Below are 23,911 nucleotides of genomic sequence, written 5' to 3' on the forward strand. Positions count from 1 at the left end.
TCCAGATGCAAGTTCCAGTCCAAAGACCGTCGAAATACCTAGAGAGGTGAGACGCGCCGCGTGCTTGTATCTATTGATCGCTCCGCGGACATCTTTGGCGACTTAAAAATTTCTTTGCCCATCTTCCGTCTTGGCCAGCGGTGGCACATGCCTGCTATATAGCCAAGCCTGAACCTCCGCTATGACCTCCCTCGGCCGTGGAGCTGAAGAATAGACTCGGATTTCCCTGTACTGGGGGTGCTGGATGGACAGGTGAGCGAGGCCATCCTCGCGAAGTCGGACAACGGTGTAGCCGGCGGCTAGCAGATCGGCGGTTTTGCGTTTGTCCACAAGGAATTTGGCCGGCGCCTGATGCCAATAGGCTCCGTCGTACTCTATGACGAGCTTTACACTGCCTACCTCTGCGCAGATGTCTGCTGTCCAGGAGGGCCGTGTGGAGAAGGCCTTACTACGCAGGACTGCGCCGGAGCGGACTTGCGTGAATACTTCCTTGGCAGCCGCGTAGTGTTCAAGTTCGACCTTGGATTTGCCTGCCACTTTGCATTCGGGGCAGTCGGATCCATTGGAGCGGCTGCTGAGAGAACTGCGCCATCTGTGTGTCGGGTCGGTGGCGCAGATCCATTCCGGAGCGAAGGAAGTTGTCGCGTTGGGGCGGACCTCCCATGAGCTCAGGGTGTTTGCCTGGCTCCATTCCGCGGCCAGGCCCGGATCATGCCATGCCAGTGAGCCTAGGATGGTTCGGCACTGGGGGCAGCGCAGTCGGTCGTATTTGTCGCGGGATCTGGGGGTTTCCTGCCATTCGTACCCGCAGCAGTCTGCCAGCCACCACACCGTGCGGGTGGAATCCCAGACGACATCCTTGGGGGTCAGAACGCCGTTTCGTGCCGGATGCCACTGTGAGGCGATCTCGGGAAGTGTGTCAGCAAGCCAGTTCTTTTGAGTCTTCCGTGTCTGCGCTCCTCTGCAGCTTGGGCAACCCGACTTCAGGAATCTATAGGGGCTTACTCTTGGGTAATGTCCGGCGGGGCATTGGAAGCGGCGAGGCTTTCCGCCACCGGCAACCATGACGGTCTGTGGATCAGCGTCGTCCGCCCATGCGGCAGCGAGTTCAGGGACTTCAGAGACCGGGGTCATCTTCCATTGGGCGTACTTCCTGTCCCATTCCGCTTTTCGAATAGCGCTGCAGTGCGGGCACGAGTGGCGTCCGGCCGTCATATCCAGGACCTTGGATTGGAACGACAAGCGACATTCAGGGCACTTCCACCAGCACGCCCGTGTCGCGCGGAGCGTGACGGTGTGGAAGGCCTTCTCATCGTTGCGTTCGTGGTCCCACCAGTCCCGAGCAGCATCATCGGAGTCAGCAAGAGCCCGCTGTGCAATGCGGGGAGTTGCAGGGTTTGAAGAGCGGATATTCCGTGGGGGAGCCAGAGCTGGGGCGGCAGAGCGCGTGTTGCGGGTACAGGCGCAACCCCATCCAATGTCACCCATACGCTGGGCGGAGATCCTCTTGCAGGATCGGCAGAGGGTAATGATCGGGTCGGCACCGTCGTTGATGTCCGTAATCAGGGCAATAAGGTCGAACCCGTTCAGATCGAGATGGGCCTCTATGTCATGGCGCGAAAATCTGGCTTCCGGCGCTTGCCTTCCTATCCCTGCCCTGGTTTGCCTTGCCCACTGGGTCCAGTAGCAGGCCCTGCAGGTCTTCTCACCGACGGCGTTCTTGACGACCGTATAGACCAGTTTGTAGTGTGCCTGCACCCCGCAGTCCACACAGGCAGTCAGCCGGTGCTCCTTGGGGTTGATAAAGGGCTCCTCGGGTCTGAGCCCGCCTTCAAGGAGGATTGCGTCGATGCATTCTATGCACCAGGCGGGCTTGCTCCGGGTCTTGAACGCGGCTGTTTTTTTGCAGCCCTTTGTTGAGCAAAGTTGTCCCTCGACCGACAGCACTGCTGGCCCCCGCCGCGGTGGCATTGGTCATAATCTCTCATTCTTCTGGTAATCCATATACACGATACAAGCGATGAAGGCTCTGCATCCCACATAAGACCCTTCCAATAGTCCGCTGACGGTGCGCTCCAAGGGAGAAGTGCAGCGAATTCCCGCAGAGAAGTCTGGCCGATGGTAATAAGCACTGTTGGCTGAGTTTTTGTCGTGGTCTGACTATTCGGCGGCAGCAGGGACAATGGTGCCGTGAGCGATTTCAACTTATTCGACGCAATCTTCGTCGACTCCCAAAAGGCACCAACCAAGGTGTCGTCGCGCACCTTTCGCAGCGCCATCGAGGAAGCGCTCATCCATACCTACACGCGGAACGACCTCGAGACGGTGTTCGCCGAGGAGCTTCGACTGCCCTGGCCGGAGACCGCCGAGCAGAAGCCAACCCACGCCGACTACTCAAAACGAGATGTCATCAAGTTCTACACTGCGGGCTGGGGTCTTCCACGCCTCGTGGCCCTTGGGCGACGCATCGTCGCCGAGCTCGAGGTAACCGGCGGCCTCCGCGATGATCTGACCGCTCTAATCGCAGAGTACGACCGTGGAGGAGGAGTCGGCACGCCGGCGAAGAACCTGATTTTTGCAGCCAACGGACCCAAGCCTGAGCTAGTGCTGCGCGACGCCGTCAACAACGACATTGAGATCGTCCGCAACGGCGAGTACTGCCTCATCTACGACCGACCGATCCCTGCTGATGGTCTGACATTCAGGAATCTGATCGAGTGGTGGCGAGAGCATGAGGGCTTCGAAGAGACTATGCCAGCGCGGGAGGTTGGCGTGGACCTGCACCACCGCCTGAGGGCTTCCCTGGGAAACAACACGGTTGAGCTCCGCGTCTTTGACGCCTACACGGCACGCTACAAGGGTGGCCAGTTCGATATCCCGGCTCTGATCCCACAGGTCTACCTGCACTTCGACCCCGCGACCCAGTCGGCTCGTCGGTCTGCTGGCCAGAGCGGAAGCCCGTTGGCACGGCAGCGGATGGACTTCCTCATCCTGTTCTCCAGCAGACATCGCGTGGTCCTCGAGGTCGACGGGAAACAGCACTACGCAAACGCCGATACCGCGAGCCCAGCTCTCTACAGCGAGATGGTTTCGGAGGACCGGCGACTTAGGCTGGCCGGCTACGAGGTCTACCGGTTTGGCGGGGCCGAGTTGATGAAGGATGGTGCAGACAAAATGGTCGCGGAGTTCTTCGACCAGCTCGCCGAGCGCATGCGCTAAGAGACAATTCGGTGGCCTGTTAGCCGGCCAGAGCCGGGAAATACTGCTGCACGAAAAGGACCGTTTTCGTTCACGAACATGCCTATGAGCCCGGCTGTCCTGTGTGTCGTAGGTAGGCAAAGCGCTGTGTTGCAGTAACTTCTGGACCGAGCGACGAGGATTTGAAGATCAAGACCTGCAGCACGATGGGTCAGGCGCCATAGGTTGAGATTCTCCTGATGACCTTCCGTGCGTGCAGAGCTGCACGGAAGGTGGAACGAATCATGTGTGAACGGATAGTGCATTCAAGGTGAGTTTCGTGCACCCTTGACCAAGGGCGATCGCTTGACGAATGGTCGGTATCGCACCCCGTTCCTCCCAGGAGCATAGGAGAATGCCGGCGGCAGATTAGAATGGGTGGTTGGTTTCGCTGGGGGAGCGAAGTTTCAGGTCCGACGTTTATTCCTTCAGATGCTTAGGCGATCAAAATGGCACAGCGTGTACAGGTACAGCTTCTAGATGACATCACCGGCGAAGAAGCCGCAGAGACCATCACCTTCGGTCTGGATGGTGTCTTGTATGAAATTGACCTCACAGCACAGAACGCCCACCATCTGCGCGACGCGTTGGGCGTCTATATGGAAAAGGGACGAAAAGTCCGCGGGCGGTCAGGCGTTCAGCGGCAATCTAAGACAACATCCGCGCGGGATGAAACGCACCGGATCCGGGAATGGGCTGAGAAGAACGGTTACAGCCCCAGCAGTCGGGGACGAATCAGCAAGAGCATCATGGAGGCTTACCAGGCGGCCCACGCCTAAACAGAAAGGCGGGTCAAGTAAACGGGTGACAGGCGCAGCTGCTTAGGTACGGAATGATGTGCGGGCCGGCCGCTGCCGGGGCATAAATAGCAGACAACCAGGCCCGCACAGCGAACTGTGAGCAGTTCCAGCTGTTCCACAACCCGCTGCGGGGGACACCCCAGGGGAAGGGCATTCGCCACCCCGCGTTTCAGAGCGTATCCCGATATTTCTGGTGAATACGGTCCACAGGCAATACGCCGTCATTTATCGCTCGCCGGTACGCCAGACCGGTTAGCGGGAGGAGAGTCCCAGCAGAGATAGGGCGGCTCTGAGCTCGGGTGTGTTGGAACTGAGATCCTCAAGATAAATGCCGGTAATGTGTGCGCTGGTCTACCCGTCGGTGTCGCGCTCATAGACGGCCCAGAGCAGCAGATCATCACCATGCCGGGAGCGGAACTGGATTCCGTCGCAGAAGTCCGAGCCGTCAGGGTTTTTTCGGGTTTACAGGAACTGTGAGACCTCCTGGGTGAGCAGCCGGTTTTCCGCGTTCTTCAGCGCAGCGGCATCGAAGTCCTTCAGGTTGTAGGCCAACGCCTTGCCTTTGAACAGCGGATGCAGGGCCGCGACCGTCTCGGCGGCGGTGATATCAATATAGCGGCCCGTCAGACGAGCGGTGCCGGCGACCCGGTTCACCAGCCACTGGTCAATGTCCAGTTCCCCGGGACGTGCGCTGGGGAACTGCTCCGCATCAGCGTCATCCTCAACGATGTCATCGATCTCTGCCGCAAGATACGGGTCGGGCCGGTGCGGTGCCAGGAGCTCCACCAGACACGCCAGAAGTGACTCCGCGGCGTAGACCGTCCGGAAAAGGCCATGATCCAGCGGATCCCACCGGCCGTTGAACCGTCCGTCCGGACCGGCCCACCGCCAGTCCGACCATTCCCAGGGCTGGGGAAGGAAGCCCACCCGCCAGACACGCTGATCCAGGTCTGCGAATTTCATCCCAGACGGGCGAACGCGCGGGCCGCGGCAAGAACTTCAGGCCCGCTTTGATCCGGGTTGGTTTCCCGGATCAGGCGCGCGGGGGAGCGGTCCTCGAGCTGAGGGTTCATCCCCTGAAACCAGGTCTGGGCGATCCTGGTGCCATTGGACTCCAGGATGATGCCTGCCACGTGGTACGCCAGCCGCAGCCGGGATTCGGTTTCGGAAGGCATCCTGCGGGCACCTTCAGCCCACTGGCGGACTGCCCGAGTTTCTCCGACCCCTGCCAGATAGGCAACAAGTTTGGCGCCGAGCATGTCGCGGAGCTCAGCTACCAAGGGTGCAACCTCGAGGTTGATGGAGTCGCGGTATGCACGGATGCCCGGAGATGCTGTCTGGCTCATAGCCTGATCATCTCCCGGATCCAACGCATTCGCAAGCCGATACCAATACTGATCCCACCCTGGATCCCATACCAAAACTCTTGGGTGACACCGGCTAGCTGGGCCAATATTCTCTCTGCCACGGCATGATGGGCCATCGCTTGCTGACGTATGCGCTGCTATCGGCGTAAGCGGATTTCCCAAGGGCGCGGATCCTGCGGGTGGACGTTGCTACGGAGGACTGTGTGTGGCGGCTGTTATTCAGAAGCGGGCTCCTGGTCTTCTGGCTGGGTGAGAATGCGGAAGGAGCAGCTGAGGCCCTAGCGGAACTCGAGAGACAGCTAGGAGCTGCGTTCAGGGCACTCGTCGACCTGGGTGCGAAGAGGAGAGTGGAGAAAGGATCCTCGACGCTAACTGGTGAACGATAATTGTGACATGACTTTAATTCGTGGGTTCTCCCTGCAGGGCTACAGGAGCTTCCCCTCAGATCGCCCAGCTGTGCTCCTACCTCTAGGCAAAATAAACCTCATTGCGGGGCAAAACAATGCCGGTAAGTCAAATATTTTGCGGGTAATCGCGAATACCTATGCAGAAACTGCAACAGCTGCCACACAGTGGGATCGCCCGCTGGAGGATTCGGAACATACCTTCGCACGGCGGGAGTTTCATACGATCGAGGACATTCTCACGTGGACCAAAATTAAAAGTTCCTCTCCTGAGCGCCGGGAGAAGATCCATAAATTTCTCAGTGACCCGGGCATCGGGGGCGAAAGCCAGGGCTTGTGGCTACCTTTGACCAATAAAGCTGCAATAGATGATGAAAAACTCTCCGAGATTGCCCAGAAGGTTCAAAACTTTCGTCTCGCCGAAGGGCTCTCCAGGGAGCTAACAAGTGGCTGGACCGGTAGAGGCGGGGAAGATGCCCATAAGGTGTTGCGCTGGATCGTAGGATCGAAACCCTTTGCGCCTGACGCGTTCACCGTGGGTGGCGTCAGGACAATTTCCGAGGACAGCAGTGAGACACCTGACCTGAACGGCATGAGCATAAAGCGTCGGTTGTTGGAGCTGCAAAATCCTTCAACGGATCGTCTAAAGGATAAGGAGCTCTTCGTCAAGGTACAGGACTTTGTTCGTGCCGTATTAGACGATCCTTCCATCACGATTGATGTTCCGCATGATCTATCAACAATTCATATAACACAAGCAGGGCGCACCCTACCGATAGAGAACATCGGAACGGGTGTACATGAAGTGGTTATTATCGCGGCCGCAGCGACGGTTACTCAGCACGCAATCCTTTGTATCGAGGAGCCGGAGGTGCATCTGCATCCGATCCTCCAGCGCAAGCTGCTCCGGTACCTTGAATCGAGTACAACGAATCAATACTTTATTGCTACACACTCGGCACATATGCTGGACTCCGCACTCGGTTCAATCTTCCACGTCTCGCGGGCGGACGGTGTTTCCAGCGTCAAGTATGCTGGTGCTGCCCGTGATCGTGCGGCTATTTGCGCAGACCTTGGATACCGCCCCTCTGATCTTGTGCAGACGAATGCAGTCCTGTGGGTTGAAGGGCCTTCCGATCGCATTTATCTGAAACATTGGATCGAACAACTTGCCCCAAATAAGTTCATTGAAGGGACCCATTACTCCGTGATGTTTTACGGCGGTGCGCTGCTCAGTGCGTTGTCGCCACTCGATGCCGAAGAAGTTGACGAGTTTATCTCCTTGCGCAACCTCAACCGGTACATGGTTGTCCTGATCGACTCCGACAAGAAGAGCGCATCTGCTCGCCTCAACGAAAGCAAACGACGAGTGATCAGCGGCTTGGATGAGGATCCATCCACCGGTTTTGCATGGGTGACTGCGGGATACACCATTGAGAATTACGTTCCAGAACGTGTGCTAACCGCTGCGATACACGATGCGCACCGGTCAACTCGTAAACGCGAGATGCTCCCGCAAAGCAGGTGGTCGAATCCTTTGGCAAGCGATCGGCTCGATATCCGACAGCCCAGCAAAGTTGCGATTGCAAAATGTGTAACAGGCAACTGGGGGAACGAATGGACCTTAAACCTAAAGAAGCAAGTAGAAAGAGTCGTCGCGCTCATCCAGGACGCTAATGCCCATACGTGACGCAGACTGTATCGGGGAATTCCGCTCTAAAGAACTGAAACGTTGTTCGAAGGCTTCTGAGAAACGTTCTGGTCTCTCTTGTTGTAAGGGGCTCCAGAGTCGTCTCGCAATGACTGGCGGAGGTATGGATGAGGTGGCCATGGCCAGTCGCAGAGGCTGCGCCGACGGACGCACGCAAGAAGTTTTGCCGGGAGTACTTCGGATTGGTGACGGGATGGAAGGACCCAAATCTAGTCACCTGCCATGTTTCACAACCCATAGGTTGTCAGACCACCGTTTACTCTCAGGCATGGCTTTCAACCGGCATGTGGTGAACCACGAAACCCGTTGGGTGGAGTCGTGCCACTTTCTTCCGTCACCAGCAAGCCGTCGCCGGACGCGAGACGTCCCGAGCCGATCGAGGTGTCAGATAAAGGGCCGGCTAACAACATAATTTGCATCATGTTCCCTCCTGCGTCCCTGTTGGCATGACGCGGAGGGCGAGATCTGCCACCCGTTGCAGCTGCTCCTCATTGGCGCCGTCGCGGGCGTAGGATGACAAGCCCACCAGCATCACCTGGGCGAAAGCGGCAAGAGTCTCCGCACCGCTGCCTGTCTCGGCGCTTTCAGCCACTTTCCGCAGTAGGGCCGCGGTGATCGCGCGATTTTGAGTGCGGTTGCCCGCCAGCTTCGGCTCGCTATTGACGAGGCATCCCCGCGGATGCTCCGTGCTCGCGTACTCCCGCGCTGCGCAATCGAACATCGCCCGGAGCACCTCGTGCTGGCTCGTCCCGGCTTTTCCGGCCGTGGTCACCGACTGCGGGCTGGTCTCATAGCGGGCGACGGACTCCTCGAACAGCGCCCGTTTGTCCCCAAATGCCGCGTACAGGCTAGGGGCCGAGATGCCGAGCTCCCGGGTGAGGTCATTGATGGAGGTCTGCTCGTAACCGCGCTCCCAGAACAGGCGCATGGCCTTATCCAGGGCGGCATCTCGATCGAAACTGCGTGGTCGTCCCATGAGTCCATTCTATAGCGACCGTTATATATATGTGCTACTGTTCTGTATCGACCACTACATAACGGCGATGGTGGATCGCCGCAGGAAATGAGGAACCACATGACTACCGCCATAGAAACGACGCACGCCTTCCTGGAGCGGCTCGACGCGCAGGACGCCGAGGGACTGGGGGAACTGTTCGCTGAGGAAATTGACTGGTTCGTGCCCGGCTCACCGGCAGTGGCTCATTGGGTGGGCAAGCGTACGCGAAAGAGCGAGGTCCCGGACTACTTCCGCGCCCTGTGGGCAGCGCTCGAACCAGGCAAGAGCGTGGTCTCTCTGGAGACCATCGTCGCTGACGGCGGTGATGTGGTGATCTTTGCCGTGTTCGATCATGTCGCCGCTCCTACTGGTCGCCCTTTCCACACCGATGTTGCAATGCGTTTGACCGTAACGGGGGGCAAGATCGTTCGCATGCGCCTTTATGAGGACACTGCGGCAACTGCGGCTGCGTTCATAGAGTAAGAGCCTCCTGGACATGCACCAGAATCACTTACCCCCCCCGAATAATTCGGGGGGGTAAGTGATTCTGGTGCGGATGTGGTGCACCGTTTCGTTTAAGTCACCTCCAAACAATATTGTCAAGAGATGACTAACCCGGGTCCGCCAACTATTCCTTGCTCCGTTTCGGGGGCACCTCGATCGGAGTCGCAAGTCTTACAACCTATGGGGTGCGCGACGGGGCGACCAGACAACGGAATCACCGCTGCGACGGAAAGTCGAAGTGTCTTGCCACCATGCATCATATGTCGCTACACCGGTGACCTATATTGCCGGTGGGAAGACACAACTGATATGGAACGTGTAAGGGCATCATCTATTCGTTCGTGTCGTGCTGGAGGAGAATGATCTCGGCCATCCCGGGGACGGTGAAGGCCACCAGTCCATGTTCCGGGGCGTAAATGAGGCCTTTGGCAATGAGGCCCGCGCGGGCTGGCCCCAGGCTTTGGTGGCTCGATTGAGGCGCTCTGCAACAGTTCTTGTACTGCAGTCCTGCTCCCCGTCCTGCGCCATGGCACGAAGATAATTGCGTTCACTTCTGGTGGCCCGTTCCCACCGTGCCGGGAAAAAGCCGGAATCCAGCTGACTGCGCCCGGCCTCAATGGCAAGAACCGCGTCCGTCTGTGTGAAGGGAGTTGCGGGCGCCAGATCCCAAATGGCCTTTCCATACTCCTGAATAAAGTAGGGATAGCCGCCGGCGGCCAGAGCCAGTTCTTCGACGGCTTTCGGTTCAAACCGAGCTCCGAACTTTACGGCCGGTTCCTCCAGTGCCTGGCGGGCAGCGGATTCATCCAGCGGCCCTATCCGTCGGTAATCGAAGAGCCGCTCGGCATAGGACCATGCCTCACTGAGAACCGCGGGCAGGTTCGGCAGGTCGGCTCCGATGATGTAGAACGGCCATTCCCGCTGGCCGGCCTGCTGCTGGACCGCAATCAGGGCGGCGAGCAGCTCCGGGTCCAGGTCCTGCATCTCGTCTATGAACAGGCCGAAGGCGCTTCGTTCCTCCTTCAGCGCGAGGGGGAGGTCCTCGGCCATCTCTTCAAGATCGATTTCGATTGTTCCCGAATCGGCCCGTCCCTGAGTGGTTTCGAGGCCGAATTCCACTCCCGCAACCCCGACCGTGGCAGAGAAGGAGCTGATGGTTTTCACGGCTTCTTTGATGCGCGACGTTGCCGACCGCCGTATGAGTTTGCGGGATGCCATCAAGAGCTCACGGGCGAGTTTTTCACGGAGGACCGTGGCACCTGTCTCTCCGGACATTCCTTTCGAGGCCGATGGTGAACTACCCCATTCGATCTGCGTGAGCACGCAGCGAGTTCAACAGAACTGTTTTACCTACACCTCTTAGACCGGTGAGGACCATGCCGCGGCTGTGTAACTGCCGCTTGCTGCGGGCGGCGATCAGGTCGAAGGCGTCGAGTTCGGCTGCGCGGCCTGTCATGGCGGGCGGGCGGAGATCCGACCCGGGAGCGTAGGGGTTGAGTTCACCCTGCATGTAGCAAAAGTACAAAACAGTATAAAAAAATAACTACACAGTGCTAGACAATCTTAGGCGCGGCTGACTTCAGCAGGCTGACGTTCTTGGGGAGTTCGTTGCACGATGTCACAACCTACCGACGCGCACCCACTCATCACCAGCAGTAAGAGGCCCTCCCGGGTGAGGGCAGCCAGTTTGGTGCTAGCGCATCAATGGAAGCCGTATCGTCTCAAAGGCCGCATAGTCATAAGCTGCCGACTGTAATGTATAGCCCATGCAACAGACAGGCTTACGGATCAGAACCGCCACATTGTCAGACGACGCTGAACTCGCGCGGTTGGACGCGTCCGCTTGGTCCCCCGAAGTTGAAGTCGTCCCACCGAATAGTCCGACGACACCATTTTTCACGGATTTCCGCCCTCCACATGACGTAATCGTCGCCTGTGAAGACCATTCCATCGCCGGATATGCTCACCTTGCCCGGCATATTCCTATCCCGAAGAATAAGCACGTCCTGCACCTGAATGCTTTAGTAGTTGCGCCGCATCAGCGGGGCCGTGGGATCAGCCATCAGCTGGTGGACGCTGCCATTGACGAGGTAAGACAGCGGGGAGCGCAGAAGTTAGGACTTCGGGCCCTCTCGACCAACACAGTGGCCGTCAACCTCTACCGCCAGCACGGCTTTGTCATTGAGGGACAGCTTCGTCGGGAATTCCAGCAGCCGGACGGCAGTTGGGCGGACGATGTGTGGATGGCGCTCTTCCTCGCCTAACGAGGATTCTCGAGCTTGAGAGTCCGCGGCCCCCCTGTGGGGGCCGCGGACCAGGGCAGAGCCAATCGAAGGGACAGCCCAGCTCCGCCAGATCGGACGCGCATCCGGTTTAAGGACCCTTCCGCCAGGGCAGGGAACCCTTACCCGGGCTGCGGGTACATCACCATCCCTGCGTGATAGAGAATGCCGTCACGGAACTCGCCGTCTGCGGAGAAGCCCGTGTCATCGCGGTAGTAAATCATCGTGCCCTCAGTCCAATAGGCACCCGTATAGGCACTTTCCCGGTTTCCGCGTGCCTCAACATACCGTCCGCTGGGCAGCAGGCGCTGGCGGATGACGCCGTCGGCAGTGACCCATAACCCCAAGGGGTGTTTGGCAGTCTCCGGTGCGCTCATCGGCCGGCCACCCGGGAGATGATGGCGTCACGGGAGCCGGTGACCTCGTCGCGCAGGGTATCGATGTCTACTCCTACCAGCTGCCCATCCCATTTACGGGCATGCCCGGCAACAAGTACGGTTTCGATGTTCCTGGCGTCGCTGCCCAGGACGAGGGTTCCGACAGCGTCGTTGAGCGGCATGTTGTTGATGTCGTCTGCCCGGACGATGAGCAGATCCGCGTCCTTGCCCGGTGTCAGGGACCCGGTCACGTCACCGAGGGCGTTGGCCCTGGCTCCCTGCAAGGTGGCGAAATCCAGGACATCACGGGTGCTGATCCGGTTCGGGGCGGTTTCTTCGGTTCCGTAGGCTGCATTGGTGGCCCGCATTCGCTGTATTGCGTGGAGCGCGCGCATTTGGGTGAACATGTCGCTGGCTAGGGCCACCTCGACATCGATGCTCAGCCCGGGACGGATTCCGGCCAATAAGGCCTCATCAACGGCGGGGACGGCGGTTTCCAAGCCGATCTGTGCATCTGAGGTCGGAGCCAGGGAAACTGTCACTCCCGCATCACCCATTGCTGCCCAGGCCAGTGGGCTCAGCCCGGTGCAGTGGATCAGGGTCAGGGTCGGGTCGAGGATTCCCTGTTCCGCCCAGCGCAGGATGGCTTGGGACGAGGGTTGCCCGAAGACCGCGTCAATGCTCGTCCAGACCCCCAGATCACGTGCGATAGCAGCGAGCCGGGGTCCGTAGGCGACCCCCGGCCCTGCGATCTCATCGGTCGACAGAGCGGCAAGCCGTAGGCTGACCAGGCCATCGTTGGCGCCGTGGAAGGAATCCATCAGCCTGCCCATGTCTGCCGGCCACTGCTGATCCCAGGTGCCGAAGTGAGGAGCCATTGAGGCGTGCACGCCACGGATACCCGAGTCGACGAGTGCTTGGAGGGCTGCGTCTGAATGGGCGCTGGAGCGGGAATTGTGTGAGAAGTCGAGCATCGTGGTGATGCCGGAGTCCAGGGCGGTCAGTGCGGCCAGACGGGTTCCGGTGTGCATGTCCTGCGGTGTGTAAACGGGGGCAATGCCGGACAGAGTGGACATGACGTATTCACCGAGGTCGGTGACGTCCGGGATGCTGCGGCGCAGCTGGGTTTCCCAGGCATGGCGGTGGCTGTCCACAAATCCGGGGCTAACGATGGCCCCGCGGGTATCCAGGACCAGCGCTGATGCGGCGGCCGCTGCATGCACGGGATCGGAACGCAAATCGGGTCCAACCGCGGTGATCCGGGAACCTGTGAGCAGGACGTCGCCTGTGGGGAGGTCCGGGACGTCCCGGTCCACGGTGATGACAGCGCCGCCGGTGAGAAGAATGGGACGTTCACTGGAACGGGCGCGGGTGAAATCGGTCAGGGAAGGGGTATTCATCGTGGCTTTCAGTTGAGTGTGTGTTTGTGTGCCGGTGCCGGCTCAGGCGCGGTGGAAGGTGTAGCCGGCGTGCTGAAGGGTATTGCCGGTGAATTCTCCGAAGGCCCAGAAGCCCAGGTCATCGCGGTAGTCGATGCGGTCACCGTTGATCCAGAAGTTGCCCTGATAGGCGTGCTCGCGCCCGCCGCGGGTCTCGTCGTACCGCCCGTCCGCGGTTAGGTGCTGGTGGACGAAACCGTTCTCGTCGATCCAGGTCCCCAGACGCTCGGCCGGCGGCGCTGTGGGGGAGACTGTTTCCTCCCCCTGCCCGGGTTCAGGATCGATGGGGGACCCGTCCCAGAGGAGGACTTCGCCGTCGGCGACTACGGTAGGCGCGGACTCCGGGGTGCTGAGGAACCGGCGCAGGGTATCGGTGGCAGCTTCGCCGGCGACGGCGGGCAGAACCGCGAAGTTGGCAGAGTGTCCCGGTGCGATGGCGCCGGCGGGCCGGAAGCTGGCTGGACGCAGCCCGGTTAGCTGCGCCGTGTCGATGACTCCGGGGACAATAACGAACCCGGTGCAATCGATCACGATCGCGTTATCGTCCTCTGCTGCGCTGAGCAGCCCGGGACCGATGCCGACCACGCGTGAGCGGCCCAACAGCACGTCGCCGGATTCGAAGTCACCGATCAGGGGATCGGCGGTGATGACATGGGCATTGCTGAACAGTAATGGACGGTGTCCCTGGCTGCGGGTACCGCGGATGAGGGCTAGCAGATCGGGAGTAAAAGGCAGATGCATGGTCAGTCCTAAAAGATTCTGAATAGATGCCGGTGAGAGGGCCTCACGGCGGTTTCAGTCTTTCGGCAGTGCGGAAATCCCGCCAGACCGGGCCGTGCCGGGGTGCGCGGCGGCCTGTTTCGAAGACGGCAGGCAGGGAAGGGTGGATCGTGCCTACATGCCGTACCGAAAGGGATCATCATCACCACCCATGAACTTTCATTCCTGCGCAGCACTCTGACCGTGGCCGTGCTGGCCGTGACCGGGATTCTCGCAGTTGGCCAGACCTATGTGGTCCTCGGGATGCTCGAGCAGATCGCAGCAGATCTACATACAACCCAGGCCGCCGCCGCCACCACCTCCAGCGTCTTCGGTGTCGCCTACGCCGCAGGTTTCCTTGCCGCGGGACCGCTGGCGACCCGGTTTGGGGCACGCCGCGTCCTCCTTGCCGGTCTGAGCTGTGCCTCCGCGGCTGCCGTGCCCGTAAGTTTTCCCACCACTCTGGACTCCGAGTTAGTTCTGAGGGCATTGCAGGGCCTGTGCACCGCAGTGTTTGCCCCGTGCGCCTTGGTCTACGTTTCCCAGCACTTCCCTCTTCGTCTACGCACGTTGGCCACCACGGCGCTGACCACAGCGTTCCTGGCTTCGGCGGTGGTGATGCCGCTGCTCGCTGCATCTGCCGCAGCCGTGCTTGGCTGGAGAGGGGTCTTTACCGCGTGCGGTGCTTTGTTACTTATATGCACAATGTGTCTGTGGATGCTTCTGCAATACCAGCAGGTCAATCCGGTACCCGTCGTGCAGGCGCTTCTGGGCCTGCCCCGGGTTCTGCGCAGCGGGCGACTCTTGGCTCTATATGTTGCTACCGCCGGAGTGCTGGCCGGCTATATAGCTTTCTTCACTGCACTGCAGTTGAGCAGTTCCACCGCCGTACATAACTTCCCCGGCGGCCTTCAGGGGCTGCGTCTTGCCACCCTTCCCGCCCTTGTGGCAGTGACTGGTGCAGCCGGCATTATGCATCGGCTTTCAAGCTGGCAACGTGCCGCGGGAGGATTCATTCTGGCCGCATGCGGTGCAGCGGCCGTTCTTGCAGCCGGAGGGAATGCAGCCGTTTTGGGTGCGGGTGTTCTGGTCTTTGCCGGAGCCATAGCCTTGACGGCTCCCGCGCTGGTGGCGCGGATCATCGAAGTAGCCCCGCCCGAGGAAACAGCCGGTGCCACCGCATGGTATGGAACTTTTATGTTCCTGGGCGGCAGCATCGGACCGGTACTGGCGGCCTCAGTGCGGGGAGCGGACCTGGGAAACGCCGTCCTGCTCGTTATTTTGGTCGCTGCGGCAGGTTCTGTTCTGGTCGTCGCAACCCGGAGGGACAGCCAGGGTGCAGCACGGCGTGGCTGAGCCCCGGCGTGGGCAATATGGTCATTGTATGGGTACAAGCGATCTCGGAATCTTCCTCAAAGCCCGCCGTGGGCAGGTCCAACCTGCCGAGGCGGGCATTCGAAGCCACAATGTGCGGCGCGTTCCTGGTCTTCGACGGGAGGAGGTCGCGATGTTGGCAGGGGTAAGTGTCGACTATTACTCACGTCTGGAGCAGGGTAGGGAGAAAAACCCTTCACCTTCTGTCCTGAACGCCCTGGCGGGTGCGCTCAATCTCGATACTGATCTGCGTGCCCACGTATTCCGGCTCGCCGGCCTGGCACCCATGTCGAGAAAGCAGGAAAGCGAAACGGTTGAGGAATCCCTTATGGAACTTGTGGGCTCCTGGTCCCACACCCCAGCGGTGATTATTAACCAGTCATTGGACGTACTCGCTTTCAACGACCTCGCCGCTGCTCTCTATGGAGGGTTTAGCAGCATTGACAACCTTGCAAGGATGACGTTTCTGGACCCTTTCGGACGCGAATTCTTCACCGATTGGGAACGTGCGACGGAAGCCTGCGTCGCGAACCTGAGGCTGGCCCTCGGCCATTCCGGCTCCCAGGAACGGGTCCGCGAAATCGTTGCCGATGTTCACGACGCCAGCCCAGAATTCCGCGCACTCTGGGACAGGCACAATGTGAGGGGCAAGACGCACGAATCAAAGGCCTTCCGGCACCCTGCCGTGGGGGATCTCCTGCTCACGTACAACGCCTTTGATGTACGCAGCTCGCCAGGACTCCAACTCATTATCTACCAAGCGCCGGCCGGAACGCCCAGTGCCGACAAACTCCAACTTTTGGGGTCATTGGCAGCTTCATACGTCAGGGCCGACGTGAAATGAGGACCGTTCTTGTTACGGGTGCCTCAGATGGAATCGGTGCCGCCGCGGCACGCAGATTTGCCGAAGCGGGTGACCGGGTTGCTGTGCATTACGCCTCTAACCAGGTTGGCGGCGAGGAGACACTTCGTTCCCTTACCGGCAGTGGGCACGTCCTCGTTACCGGTGATATCAGCAATCCGGATCAGGCACAGCAGATCGTCTCTGCAGCAATTGCGAAGCTTGGCTCGCTTGACGTGCTCGTGTGCAATGCCGCGGCCGCACCTTCTGCTTTGAACCGCCACGTCATTGGAGAGACCTCTTATACGAAGTGGACTGCCGTTTTCCAGCACATGGTTGGAGTCAATCTCCTGGGTGCAGCCAATCTCGCCTGGGCCTTCGCTAAGCACCTTATTGAAAGGAGCGCGCCGGGAGCCATAGTCAATATAGGGTCGCGCGGTGCGTTTCGCGGTGAGCCTGAGTACCCTGCGTATGCTGCCAGCAAGGCCGGACTCCATGCTCTGGGGCAATCCCTCGCAGTGGCTCTGGCCCCCCATTCAATTTCGGTCACCTCGGTCGCGCCTGGTGTCGTCGCTACTGCCCGTCAGCTTTCCAAACTTGACGGGGTCGAGGGGAATGCTCTGCGGGCGCAGAGCCCCTTTGGCCGGGTCGGCACTCCGGAGGAAATCGCCTCCGCCGTATTCTGGCTCGCGTCACCCGAGGCTGCCTGGTCCTCTGGTGCGGTTCTTGACGTGAACGGAGCCTCCCACCTTCGTACCTGACCCGCTCGGCCAGGGCATCAAAATACTTTCGATGGGTCCGCCATTACTGGACCGTCCCTAGACGTAATCACGAGCAGGGTCTAACTATCCCCTAGGGAGTCCGTTGGACGATCGGTATACGGGCCGGGGACAGGGAAGTTGACCCTGACGCAGCGTCAGGCTTTACGTTCGGTCTCATGACTATTACTACCTTGAATACGAAAGCTGGGATGGAAGCCGTACTACGAGCTTCCGAAACAGATCGCAGTGACGTGCTCCGCGGTGTGCTGGCTCCTATGGAGGGAATGTTCCGGCATTTTCCCGGCAAGGTCGACCTGTTGACGATGCACGAAATGAGTTTCGGATTTCCCCCTAACCAGCCTGGAACCGAAATCCATCAGGCGCTCGAGCTGCTTCGCAAGAATGGCGTGTGGGTCCGAGTTGGAAGGGCAATGGCCGATGCGCTGGACCAGCAACTCGCCGCGACCCCGGGCATCCACGTCCCAGACATTAACGTCCTCATTATTCTGGGAAACCCGCGCGATGAGTACTTCATGGGCCCGCTCCGCGGGTTCAGCGGAAACGGCAGTTCAACCGGATACATCTCACTGACCCTGTGGCCGACTCAGGAGAATCTCAACAGGATTGAAGCGGCAGCGGTCCACGAGCTCAATCACAACCTCCGTTACGCGCCTGGAGGGGTTGTCTGGGATCCCGCCCAGGTCAAGGTCGGTGAGCAAATCATTTCCGAAGGCTTGGCCGATGCCTTCGCACGGCAGTCTTACGGCCATGCCGGGTACACACCCATCGGAATCCCGCACCTCCACGATGACAGAGTCTTCGAGAAAGTCGCTACCGGCCTGCAGGTTCAGGGAATGCATAATTTCACTGCCTGGGTGCACGGCGACGAATCCGCCAAGCGGTTCGGCGGGGAACCTGTTGGATTGCCAACAGGGGCCGGATACGCGGCAGGAAACCGCTTAGTCGACGCGTACCTGGAAACCACCGGGTTAACAGCCGCTCAAGCGCTACATGTTCCGAGCCAAGAAATCATCAAAGTCGCTGTTGGCGCAGTTCGCTGATCCGCTACTCCCAGGCAGCGGTGTCCGGATCTATCCCTACAGAGCGCACATTGGCGTCAATGACCTGCTTCAACCAAACCGCTAAACCAGGCTCGACCTGCTCGTAAAACTCCCGAAATCCGGCTTCGGCTACGTACCGTCTCGCAATGACGACATGCATCGAGTGGGTGCAGTGGAAGTACTCGCTCATCACTTCACGGTGTTCTTCCGCCAGAGCGTTCGCCCGCTCATCGCCGGGGAGAACGCTGCCACGTTTCGCTTCGGCCAAGCGTTCCGTAACGGACTGCATGGCTGAAGAAACGAGGCGCCAGTCCTCGGTGGTCCGGCTGGCGGAACGTTCCGTGTACTCGCCCCACTGCGGAGAGTCCGCCCACCGCTCACGCGCAGCAACAACCAAGGATTTGTCCCAACCCTCCCCGAAAGCCAGTACCTCCTCAGCCGCCGACAACAAAACTCCCTGCTCATCAGCTGCTAGCAGACGCTGAACTTGCCGGTCAACCTCCTGGAGGTGAACGATCTTTGCCGCGAGCTCTGCCCGCCGGCCTTCCAACTCGTTCCTACGTGCGGTGGCCCCGGCCTCCAATAGTCCCGGGATACTCTGCAACGGCACGCCGAGATCACGAAAAAGAAGCACCCGCCGTAGACGGGCGACATCAGCTGGCGAATACACCCGATACCCTGCCACGCTGCGACAGGAGGGAGCAGCTACCCCAGACTGGTGCCAATGATGCAACGTCCGCACACTCACGCCGAGTAAAAGCGCGACTGCCCCCACACCACTAAAATCATTCACTTGCACAGCATTACAGTCAGAAACCCTGAGCCTCACATCCTGTGCGCTGAGGGATAGGCTTATGAACAGGCCAGTCGTTGACAAGCACCTCGGGGAGTTTTTGGACTACCAGTGGTTAAGGTCGAGGGAAATCGGCAAGCAGTCAGCGGCATGCTCGACGACCCGGCTCCCACCTTGGTGTATGTTCGGGCGTTGTGCGTCGTTTCCTCACGGTGGGAAGATCACCGGCAGTTAATGGGACATACTCATCAGTGCAGTCCAAGCACTCAATAGCAGCGAAACCGCATACATCGGATCAAATCCGCAATAGCTGTTCGCTAATTCTGCCCGTATGCCGACTCGACCGATCGGGATCTTTTGTTAGCCGCACCAACCAGGGCAACCCAGCCTTCCACAAGCCGAACAGCCCCTATAGGACTCGGGCAGGCGGCCTGGGCGCTGATGTTCGTCGTCATCTACGTCGCGGTAGCTGTTGGTACGATCCTCGCGCTTGGCCTACCAGGCATCATCGAATTCACCCTTGAATCTCTTCTTATTGTCCTACTCGCCAGTGTTACGGCTGCTGCGATCCTGGCTCTCTATATCCACCTCATCCGTCGGAACCGCCTTACGGCAGCCGACCTGGGATTTCGACGGCTCACTCCCCGACTGTTGCACCTGCTGTGGCAGATACCAGTCACTGTCATTGTCTGCGCCCTCACGCAAGCTCTGTTTCTGAGCCTGCTTACCCTCACCGAGGCTGACGCGACAACGGCTGGAAGCACTGACGGTGCCTTCGATGACATCGCCCGGCTACCTACGTATTTAGCTGTCATTGCAGTACTCGTCGTTGCCGTCCTCACACCGCTATGGGAGGAAGTGCTGTTCAGGGGTGCGTTTCTTGACGGCTTCTCGGCGCGCTTTGGTCCTGCCGTGGCGATTATCCTCTCCGCGGGTCTTTTCGCCGCCGTGCATGTCATTCCTGTGAGCTTCGCCTACCTCTTCATGCTCGGTATCGCACTGGCACTCATGCGTCGTTTCCACCAGAATTTGTGGGCATCGATACTCCTCCACGCTGCCAATAATGCCCTGGTTGTATTCCTCGCTTTAGCCGTCGCCCGGTCCGGGAGCTAATGCCAAATTCAATACGAGCGCGTCTTGACCCAACAGCGGAAAGCTCCACTTCACGGGGATGCCCGGGCTTTTGACGACTTTAGGTATTAGGCCGTTCTGGGCACGTGGCTGATGCCGTAGTCCTTGGCCAGAGTTGACTTAGGGATGCCGGCGGTCGCGCGGCGCACCAATTCAGCTGCTTTTTCTGAGGATAGGGATTTTTTTGCGTCCGCCGTAGGCGCCGCGTTTTTGGGCCAGGCCTGTACAGTTCCCGCTCCATACCGGCCGCCGTCACCGCCGTTCCCGCGCCACCTGATAGGTTGATTACAGAACAGAACAGAACAGAACAGAACAGAACAGATGCGGGTGGGGCCGCGGAGGTCTGTGGGCGATGTGGCATGGCACCGTGCGGCACCGCCCCGGAGCAGCGCCCCGCCTCCTTCGCGTCGCAACAAGGAAGACCACAGTGAGTCAGAACGCGCAGAACGACAGCGGTTACCCCGGCGGTCAGCATTACGGCGGAGGATCCACCCCGCCTCCGTCCGCGGATCAGTACGGCTTCGGCAGTCCCGCCCAGCAGGATTCCCCGTCGCAGCCCGGTGCTCCCGTCCAGCAGGGTTATCCGCAGGGCTACCCGCAGCAGGGCTACCAGCAGGGCGCCCCGCAGCAGAATCCCGGGCGGACCATGGGCATCGTCGGCCTGATCCTGGCCTTCTTCCCCATAGCCAACATCGCCGGCCTCATCCTCAGCATCCTGGGGCTGCGCCGCTCCCGCCGCGCCGGCATGTCCAACGTTCCCGCCGTCGTCGGCATTGTGGTGAGCATCCTGACCATCATCGGCATGATCGTGGGCGGCATCCTCATGGGCACCGTCCTGTCTCACATCGTAGAGGTCTGCGGGGACTTGGGTCCCGGTGAGCACTTCGTGGACGGCGTCACCTACACCTGCGGTTAACGGTCCGCGGACGCCGGGAGGTTGGTTCCTGTTTCCACGAACCGCTGGTGGAAGGACAGGGATTCATTGAGCAGGTGCGGGGTGTGCTTGCCGAAGCTCTCCCGGCTGGCGCGGTCGAGGTAGTCCTGCAGCAGGGGCTGGAAGTCCGGGTGCGCGCACTTCTCAATGGTGGTGCGGGCGCGCTGCTTGGGTGAAAGCCCGCGCAGGTTCGCCAGGCCGCGTTCGGTGATGACGAGCATCGTGTCGTGCTCGGTGTGGTCCACGTGGGCTGCCATCGGCAAGATGCCGGAGATCTTGCCGCCCTTGGCCGTATTGGGAGACATAAAGGCGGAGCGGAACCCGTTGCGGGCAAAGTCGCCCGAGCCGCCGGTCCCGTTCATCATGACCGTGCCGGCCACATGGGTGGAATTCACGTTGCCGTAGATGTCCGCCGGATACAAACATCCCACGCCTCCACTGCAGAGTGCCGACGTGCCATCGCGGACATAACCGGGTCGGCGCCGATTGTGGTCAGTGGCCGGTGGCCAAAGCCCATGGACGGGCGGGGCAGCTAGGCGTCCTGCAAAGGGATCGTCATTGGGGAGGATTCCTTAACGGCCTATGCAGCTGGGGTGTTGCCGGCGCGGAATCATTCTCTTCTTGGTTTGAGGTGGCGCTTCGGTGTCCGAGTGTCGTCATCAGTAGGATCACGCCAGGGCGGCGACCCATACGGTGGGGGTATCGAAGGTGAGGCGCTCCGCCGATCGCATCGATTAAGAGGACAAAGCCGGTTATCGAGAGTGTGAGGTTCGCCAGGGTCAGGGCTGACGCCCATCGTGCTGCCGTGCTGCTTCCGTTCCCCTGAGCGGTGATTATCCCTGAGCGGAGAATGACTCCGGAGCGGCAAATGCCACCGGGCAGAAAAAGAAGTGGCAGAGTAGTGGCGATCCAGCACAATACGAAAGGCCTGCCGTGCAGCACAAACCCTCTGGCACCACCCCGGATCCGACGCGACATTCGGACCCGGACAAAGAGAACACGGGTGAATTTGTTCCGCCTGAGGGTTGGACGCGTTCGGAGAACCGCAGTACCAGCCGGTTTGCCTTTGAAATGAGCAACACCACCCGGTATTACACCAATGACGGTTCGGGTATTGGCTATTTTGCCCCGGGATGGTCCGCGGAAAGGCTGGCACGCAAAACCGGATTCTTCCGGCAGGTTGCTTTGGTACTGGCTGTGCTGATTGTGGCCGGCGGCGGGTTCTGGATCCACCACGCCTACGAGACCCGGGACGAGTATGCCTGGCTCGAGGCCAACGGCATCGAGACCAGGGCTACCGTGAACGAGGTGACGGTTGAACATGAAACCGACCGCTACCACTACCGCAACAGCAGTGCCGGCTGGGATTACGTCACCAGGACCTCAGCGCAGATCAGTTATGAGGCCGACGACGGTGTAGCCAAGGGAACCATCACGGAAAGCCGGACCCAGAAAAACTCATTTCCCGAACCGGAATGGACCACAGGAGAAGCCCTGCAGCTCTACGTTGACCCGCAGAACGGCAGTCGCTTCGTGCTTTTTGATGAAAGCCGGGAGCGGGATCTTTTCCGGGATGTCCCGCTGGAAGTAAAAATTGCCCTCGTGGTGACCGGGGTTCTCCTGCTCCTTCCGCTTTTCTTGTACATCATGGGCCGGCGGAACGTCCGCGAAGCCCGCAAACTCTGAGCTGCTTGCCGCGGAGGGCCTGAGCCGGCTCGGGCAGCAGCGGAGAGGTCCAGGAAAAGTTCCACCACCTACCGGGGACAAGCGCTGATCGGGTCGGTCCAGGTTCCGATCGCCGGGGGTCGAGTGGCGTCGTCTGCCGTTGGCAGCTCGGACGGTTCCTCAGGGCTGAGCTGGTCGGTCACGCATTTCTCCATTCGGCGAGGGTGTTGAGGTGCAGGCGTGGTCCGCGCTCTGCGTTGCGGGCCACACCTGCGGGTGTCGGTTACGCCGTAAGGACGACCTTCAAGTGAGCGACGGCCTGTGCGACCGCGGTTTCGCGGCGTCAGTGTCGTGCATGCTGTTGACCATTACGAAGTCGTGGATGATCCCCGCGTAGCGGACCTGGGTGACTCGACGCCGGCGCGGAGCACGTCAGCCTCGGCGTTGATGACCAGAGTCACCACGGCAGAACACCGTCCCGGTCGATGACGGTGCCGGTCGGCGTCGCCGGCCCGAGAGTGGCGAGGCGCACCGCCGCCTCGGCACCTTCAGCGATGCTCTGCCCGACGTGGCCGGTGAAGTCGGTCGCCGTCTGACCGGGATCGACCGCGTTGAATCGAACGTCCGGGATCGTCTTGGCGTACTGGGTGGTGAGCATGGTGACTGCGCTCTTGGAAGAGCCGTACGCCGCGAGGATGTACTGCGATTCCACGCGTGCAGGATCGTGAGTCAACGTGAACGAGCCCATGCCGCTGGTGACGTTGATCACCGAGGGATCGGTGCCCTTCCGGAGCAGAGGAAGGAAAGCACGCGTGACGCGAACGAGTCCAAACACGTTGGTCTCGTACACATCGCGCAGCTGGTCGGCAGTCATGTCTTCGGGTGCTGCCACCTCGCCGAGGATGCCCGCGTTGTTGATGAGAACATCCAGGTGGCCGACCCGGGCCTGGATGATGGCGACGGCAGCCTCGACGGACGCATCGTCTGTCACGTCCAGCTGTACGAAATGGGCTCCGAGGCGGTCGGACGACTGTTGCCCACCGGATGCGTCGCGGGCGCCGATCCGCACGGTGTGGCCCGCTTCGATCAGCCGACGGGCGACCTCGTAGCCGAGTCCACGGTTTCCGCCGGTTATGAGAGTTGTTGTCATTGGTCCTACTTTTCATCAGAATCATGGCGTCAGTTACAATCATTACTTGTAACGAAACAATGGTGATTGGAACAGTAGCGGCATATTTACGTTAGAGTCAATATGTGTAACGAAACGCGTTGTGACGACGGCGTTGTGATGACGGAAGGATGGAGATGTCCGGGAACGACCGCGAAACTGGGAAGCCGAGCCCGGGGGGGTGCCTCTATGGTTTTGGTCAAGCGGCTGATGGCAGGTTCTTTGGTGCCGGGTCCTCGTAGAGAGTCCCGTCGCGGAGCATCGCGAACAGGACATCAGAACGACGCCGAGCCAGGGCAATGATTG

The 23,911-nt window shown here is 60.0% G+C and carries 22 protein-coding genes and 2 pseudogenes; 12 read left to right on the forward strand and 12 right to left on the reverse strand.

Annotation, left to right across the window (positions count from 1 at the left end; genetic code table 11):
* Positions 1-102 precede the first annotated feature (102 nt).
* Positions 103-1,971: a zinc-ribbon domain-containing protein gene (locus WKB88_RS18280; RefSeq protein WP_445818957.1), complete on the reverse strand. Its 1,869-nt coding sequence runs from the start codon at positions 1,969-1,971 to the stop codon at positions 103-105.
* A gap of 219 nt (positions 1,972-2,190) precedes the next feature.
* Between WKB88_RS18280 and WKB88_RS17850 the strand changes: the two genes are divergently transcribed.
* Together WKB88_RS17850 and WKB88_RS17855 are read left to right on the forward strand one after the other, a co-directional pair.
* On the forward strand, positions 2,191-3,219 hold the full coding sequence (locus tag WKB88_RS17850; protein WP_341395912.1) for a hypothetical protein: 1,029 nt from the start codon (positions 2,191-2,193) through the stop codon (positions 3,217-3,219).
* A 467-nt stretch (positions 3,220-3,686) separates the two neighbouring features.
* On the forward strand, positions 3,687-4,016 hold the full coding sequence (locus tag WKB88_RS17855; protein ID WP_341395913.1) for a histone-like nucleoid-structuring protein Lsr2: 330 nt from the start codon (positions 3,687-3,689) through the stop codon (positions 4,014-4,016).
* Positions 4,017-4,499: 483 nt separating this feature from the next.
* Here WKB88_RS17855 and WKB88_RS17860 read toward each other — a convergent pair whose 3' ends face one another.
* Positions 4,500-5,000, reverse strand: coding sequence for an RES domain-containing protein (locus tag WKB88_RS17860; RefSeq protein ID WP_341395914.1), 501 nt, complete (start codon positions 4,998-5,000; stop codon positions 4,500-4,502).
* Positions 4,997-5,383 carry a hypothetical protein gene (locus WKB88_RS17865; RefSeq protein WP_341395915.1) on the reverse strand — a complete coding sequence of 129 codons (387 nt, stop codon included), beginning with the start codon at positions 5,381-5,383 and terminating at the stop codon, positions 4,997-4,999. The genes WKB88_RS17860 and WKB88_RS17865 overlap by 4 nt, the downstream gene beginning before the upstream one ends.
* A 414-nt stretch (positions 5,384-5,797) precedes the next feature.
* On the opposite strand from WKB88_RS17865, the gene WKB88_RS17870 reads away from it, so the two are divergent.
* The gene (locus WKB88_RS17870) at positions 5,798-7,498 is read left to right on the forward strand and encodes an AAA family ATPase (protein ID WP_341395916.1); all 1,701 of its coding nucleotides are present in this window, start codon (positions 5,798-5,800) and stop codon (positions 7,496-7,498) included.
* A 439-nt stretch (positions 7,499-7,937) separates the two neighbouring features.
* Here the strand turns inward: WKB88_RS17870 and WKB88_RS17875 are convergent, their stop codons facing one another.
* Positions 7,938-8,495, reverse strand: a complete 558-nt coding sequence (locus WKB88_RS17875) for a TetR/AcrR family transcriptional regulator (RefSeq protein WP_341395917.1) — start codon at positions 8,493-8,495, stop codon at positions 7,938-7,940.
* Positions 8,496-8,594: 99 nt separating this feature from the next.
* Here WKB88_RS17875 and WKB88_RS17880 point away from each other — a divergent pair, with 99 nt between their 5' ends.
* Complete coding sequence (locus tag WKB88_RS17880; protein WP_341395918.1) at positions 8,595-8,999, forward strand: nuclear transport factor 2 family protein; 405 nt, start codon at positions 8,595-8,597, stop codon at positions 8,997-8,999.
* A gap of 348 nt (positions 9,000-9,347) precedes the next feature.
* On the opposite strand, the gene WKB88_RS17885 is transcribed toward WKB88_RS17880, so the two are convergent.
* Positions 9,348-10,295, reverse strand: a complete 948-nt coding sequence (locus WKB88_RS17885; RefSeq protein WP_341395919.1) for an ATP-binding protein — start codon at positions 10,293-10,295, stop codon at positions 9,348-9,350.
* Positions 10,296-10,786: 491 nt separating this feature from the next.
* On the opposite strand from WKB88_RS17885, the gene WKB88_RS17890 reads away from it, so the two are divergent.
* Positions 10,787-11,284 carry a GNAT family N-acetyltransferase gene (locus WKB88_RS17890; protein WP_341395920.1) on the forward strand — a complete coding sequence of 166 codons (498 nt, stop codon included), beginning with the start codon at positions 10,787-10,789 and terminating at the stop codon, positions 11,282-11,284.
* Positions 11,285-11,424: 140 nt separating this feature from the next.
* Here WKB88_RS17890 and WKB88_RS17895 read toward each other — a convergent pair whose 3' ends face one another.
* From WKB88_RS17895 to WKB88_RS17905, 3 genes are read right to left on the reverse strand one after another with little or no spacing between them, the layout of a single operon-like run.
* Positions 11,425-11,679 (reverse strand): Atu4866 domain-containing protein, encoded by a 255-nt coding sequence (locus tag WKB88_RS17895; RefSeq protein ID WP_341395921.1) that lies wholly within the window; start codon positions 11,677-11,679, stop codon positions 11,425-11,427.
* A complete protein-coding gene (locus WKB88_RS17900; protein ID WP_341395922.1) occupies positions 11,676-13,079 on the reverse strand; it encodes an amidohydrolase family protein in 1,404 nt (467 codons plus the stop codon). Before WKB88_RS17900 ends, WKB88_RS17895 begins: the two co-directional genes overlap by 4 nt.
* A 42-nt stretch (positions 13,080-13,121) precedes the next feature.
* A complete protein-coding gene (locus tag WKB88_RS17905) occupies positions 13,122-13,859 on the reverse strand; it encodes an Atu4866 domain-containing protein (RefSeq protein WP_341395923.1) in 738 nt (245 codons plus the stop codon).
* A 222-nt stretch (positions 13,860-14,081) separates the two neighbouring features.
* On the opposite strand from WKB88_RS17905, the gene WKB88_RS17910 reads away from it, so the two are divergent.
* The 4 genes from WKB88_RS17910 (at position 14,082) to WKB88_RS17925 (ending at position 17,914) form a co-directional block, all read left to right on the forward strand.
* Entirely contained in the window at positions 14,082-15,233 is a 1,152-nt protein-coding gene (locus WKB88_RS17910) for an MFS transporter (RefSeq protein ID WP_341395924.1), read from the forward strand.
* 28 nt (positions 15,234-15,261) lie between these two features.
* A complete protein-coding gene (locus WKB88_RS17915; protein WP_341395925.1) occupies positions 15,262-16,095 on the forward strand; it encodes a helix-turn-helix domain-containing protein in 834 nt (277 codons plus the stop codon).
* On the forward strand, positions 16,092-16,853 hold the full coding sequence (locus tag WKB88_RS17920) for an SDR family NAD(P)-dependent oxidoreductase (protein ID WP_341395926.1): 762 nt from the start codon (positions 16,092-16,094) through the stop codon (positions 16,851-16,853). Before WKB88_RS17915 ends, WKB88_RS17920 begins: the two co-directional genes overlap by 4 nt.
* Before the next feature lie 176 nt (positions 16,854-17,029).
* Positions 17,030-17,914, forward strand: coding sequence for a DUF2268 domain-containing protein (locus WKB88_RS17925; RefSeq protein ID WP_341395927.1), 885 nt, complete (start codon positions 17,030-17,032; stop codon positions 17,912-17,914).
* 4 nt (positions 17,915-17,918) lie between these two features.
* Here WKB88_RS17925 and WKB88_RS17930 read toward each other — a convergent pair whose 3' ends face one another.
* A complete protein-coding gene (locus tag WKB88_RS17930) occupies positions 17,919-18,707 on the reverse strand; it encodes a MerR family transcriptional regulator (protein ID WP_341395928.1) in 789 nt (262 codons plus the stop codon).
* A 441-nt stretch (positions 18,708-19,148) separates the two neighbouring features.
* Here WKB88_RS17930 and WKB88_RS17935 point away from each other — a divergent pair, with 441 nt between their 5' ends.
* Complete coding sequence (locus WKB88_RS17935; RefSeq protein ID WP_341395929.1) at positions 19,149-19,820, forward strand: CPBP family intramembrane glutamic endopeptidase; 672 nt, start codon at positions 19,149-19,151, stop codon at positions 19,818-19,820.
* 86 nt (positions 19,821-19,906) lie between these two features.
* Here WKB88_RS17935 and WKB88_RS17940 read toward each other — a convergent pair.
* Positions 19,907-20,057, reverse strand: a pseudogene (locus WKB88_RS17940) (helix-turn-helix domain-containing protein); the annotation flags it as partial.
* A gap of 208 nt (positions 20,058-20,265) precedes the next feature.
* On the opposite strand from WKB88_RS17940, the gene WKB88_RS17945 reads away from it, so the two are divergent.
* A complete protein-coding gene (locus WKB88_RS17945; RefSeq protein ID WP_341395930.1) occupies positions 20,266-20,754 on the forward strand; it encodes a hypothetical protein in 489 nt (162 codons plus the stop codon).
* On the opposite strand, the pseudogene WKB88_RS17950 reads toward WKB88_RS17945, so the two are convergent.
* Positions 20,751-21,185, reverse strand: a pseudogene (locus WKB88_RS17950) (acetyl-CoA hydrolase/transferase C-terminal domain-containing protein); the annotation flags it as partial. The gene WKB88_RS17945 and the pseudogene WKB88_RS17950 sit on opposite strands and share 4 nt — an antisense overlap.
* Before the next feature lie 658 nt (positions 21,186-21,843).
* Here WKB88_RS17950 and WKB88_RS17955 point away from each other — a divergent pair.
* Positions 21,844-22,458: a DUF3592 domain-containing protein gene (locus WKB88_RS17955; RefSeq protein ID WP_341395931.1), complete on the forward strand. Its 615-nt coding sequence runs from the start codon at positions 21,844-21,846 to the stop codon at positions 22,456-22,458.
* Positions 22,459-22,894: 436 nt separating this feature from the next.
* Here WKB88_RS17955 and WKB88_RS17960 read toward each other — a convergent pair whose 3' ends face one another.
* Positions 22,895-23,587 carry an SDR family NAD(P)-dependent oxidoreductase gene (locus tag WKB88_RS17960; protein ID WP_341395932.1) on the reverse strand — a complete coding sequence of 231 codons (693 nt, stop codon included), beginning with the start codon at positions 23,585-23,587 and terminating at the stop codon, positions 22,895-22,897.
* Positions 23,588-23,911 lie beyond the last annotated feature (324 nt).

It is taken from the genome of Arthrobacter sp. G119Y2 (genome assembly GCF_038069765.1).
In the GTDB taxonomy this organism is placed as follows: Bacteria; Actinomycetota; Actinomycetes; order Actinomycetales; family Micrococcaceae; genus Arthrobacter_B.

Excerpts from the sequence above, each read along its gene's own strand:
- WKB88_RS18280 (WP_445818957.1), bottom strand. The coding sequence starts at position 1,971 with ATGCCACCGCGGCGGGGGCCAGCAGTGCTGTCGGTCGAGGGACAACTT.
- WKB88_RS17855 (WP_341395913.1), top strand. The coding sequence starts at position 3,687 with ATGGCACAGCGTGTACAGGTACAGCTTCTAGATGACATCACCGGCGAA.
- WKB88_RS17860 (WP_341395914.1), bottom strand. The coding sequence starts at position 5,000 with ATGAAATTCGCAGACCTGGATCAGCGTGTCTGGCGGGTGGGCTTCCTT.
- WKB88_RS17865 (WP_341395915.1), bottom strand. The coding sequence starts at position 5,383 with ATGAGCCAGACAGCATCTCCGGGCATCCGTGCATACCGCGACTCCATC.
- WKB88_RS17870 (WP_341395916.1), top strand. The coding sequence starts at position 5,798 with ATGACTTTAATTCGTGGGTTCTCCCTGCAGGGCTACAGGAGCTTCCCC.
- WKB88_RS17875 (WP_341395917.1), bottom strand. The coding sequence starts at position 8,495 with ATGGGACGACCACGCAGTTTCGATCGAGATGCCGCCCTGGATAAGGCC.
- WKB88_RS17880 (WP_341395918.1), top strand. The coding sequence starts at position 8,595 with ATGACTACCGCCATAGAAACGACGCACGCCTTCCTGGAGCGGCTCGAC.
- WKB88_RS17885 (WP_341395919.1), bottom strand. The coding sequence starts at position 10,295 with ATGTCCGGAGAGACAGGTGCCACGGTCCTCCGTGAAAAACTCGCCCGT.
- WKB88_RS17890 (WP_341395920.1), top strand. The coding sequence starts at position 10,787 with ATGCAACAGACAGGCTTACGGATCAGAACCGCCACATTGTCAGACGAC.
- WKB88_RS17895 (WP_341395921.1), bottom strand. The coding sequence starts at position 11,679 with ATGAGCGCACCGGAGACTGCCAAACACCCCTTGGGGTTATGGGTCACT.
- WKB88_RS17900 (WP_341395922.1), bottom strand. The coding sequence starts at position 13,079 with ATGAATACCCCTTCCCTGACCGATTTCACCCGCGCCCGTTCCAGTGAA.
- WKB88_RS17905 (WP_341395923.1), bottom strand. The coding sequence starts at position 13,859 with ATGCATCTGCCTTTTACTCCCGATCTGCTAGCCCTCATCCGCGGTACC.
- WKB88_RS17915 (WP_341395925.1), top strand. The coding sequence starts at position 15,262 with ATGGGTACAAGCGATCTCGGAATCTTCCTCAAAGCCCGCCGTGGGCAG.
- WKB88_RS17920 (WP_341395926.1), top strand. The coding sequence starts at position 16,092 with ATGAGGACCGTTCTTGTTACGGGTGCCTCAGATGGAATCGGTGCCGCC.
- WKB88_RS17925 (WP_341395927.1), top strand. The coding sequence starts at position 17,030 with ATGACTATTACTACCTTGAATACGAAAGCTGGGATGGAAGCCGTACTA.
- WKB88_RS17935 (WP_341395929.1), top strand. The coding sequence starts at position 19,149 with ATGTTCGTCGTCATCTACGTCGCGGTAGCTGTTGGTACGATCCTCGCG.
- WKB88_RS17955 (WP_341395931.1), top strand. The coding sequence starts at position 21,844 with ATGAGCAACACCACCCGGTATTACACCAATGACGGTTCGGGTATTGGC.
- WKB88_RS17960 (WP_341395932.1), bottom strand. The coding sequence starts at position 23,587 with ATGACAACAACTCTCATAACCGGCGGAAACCGTGGACTCGGCTACGAG.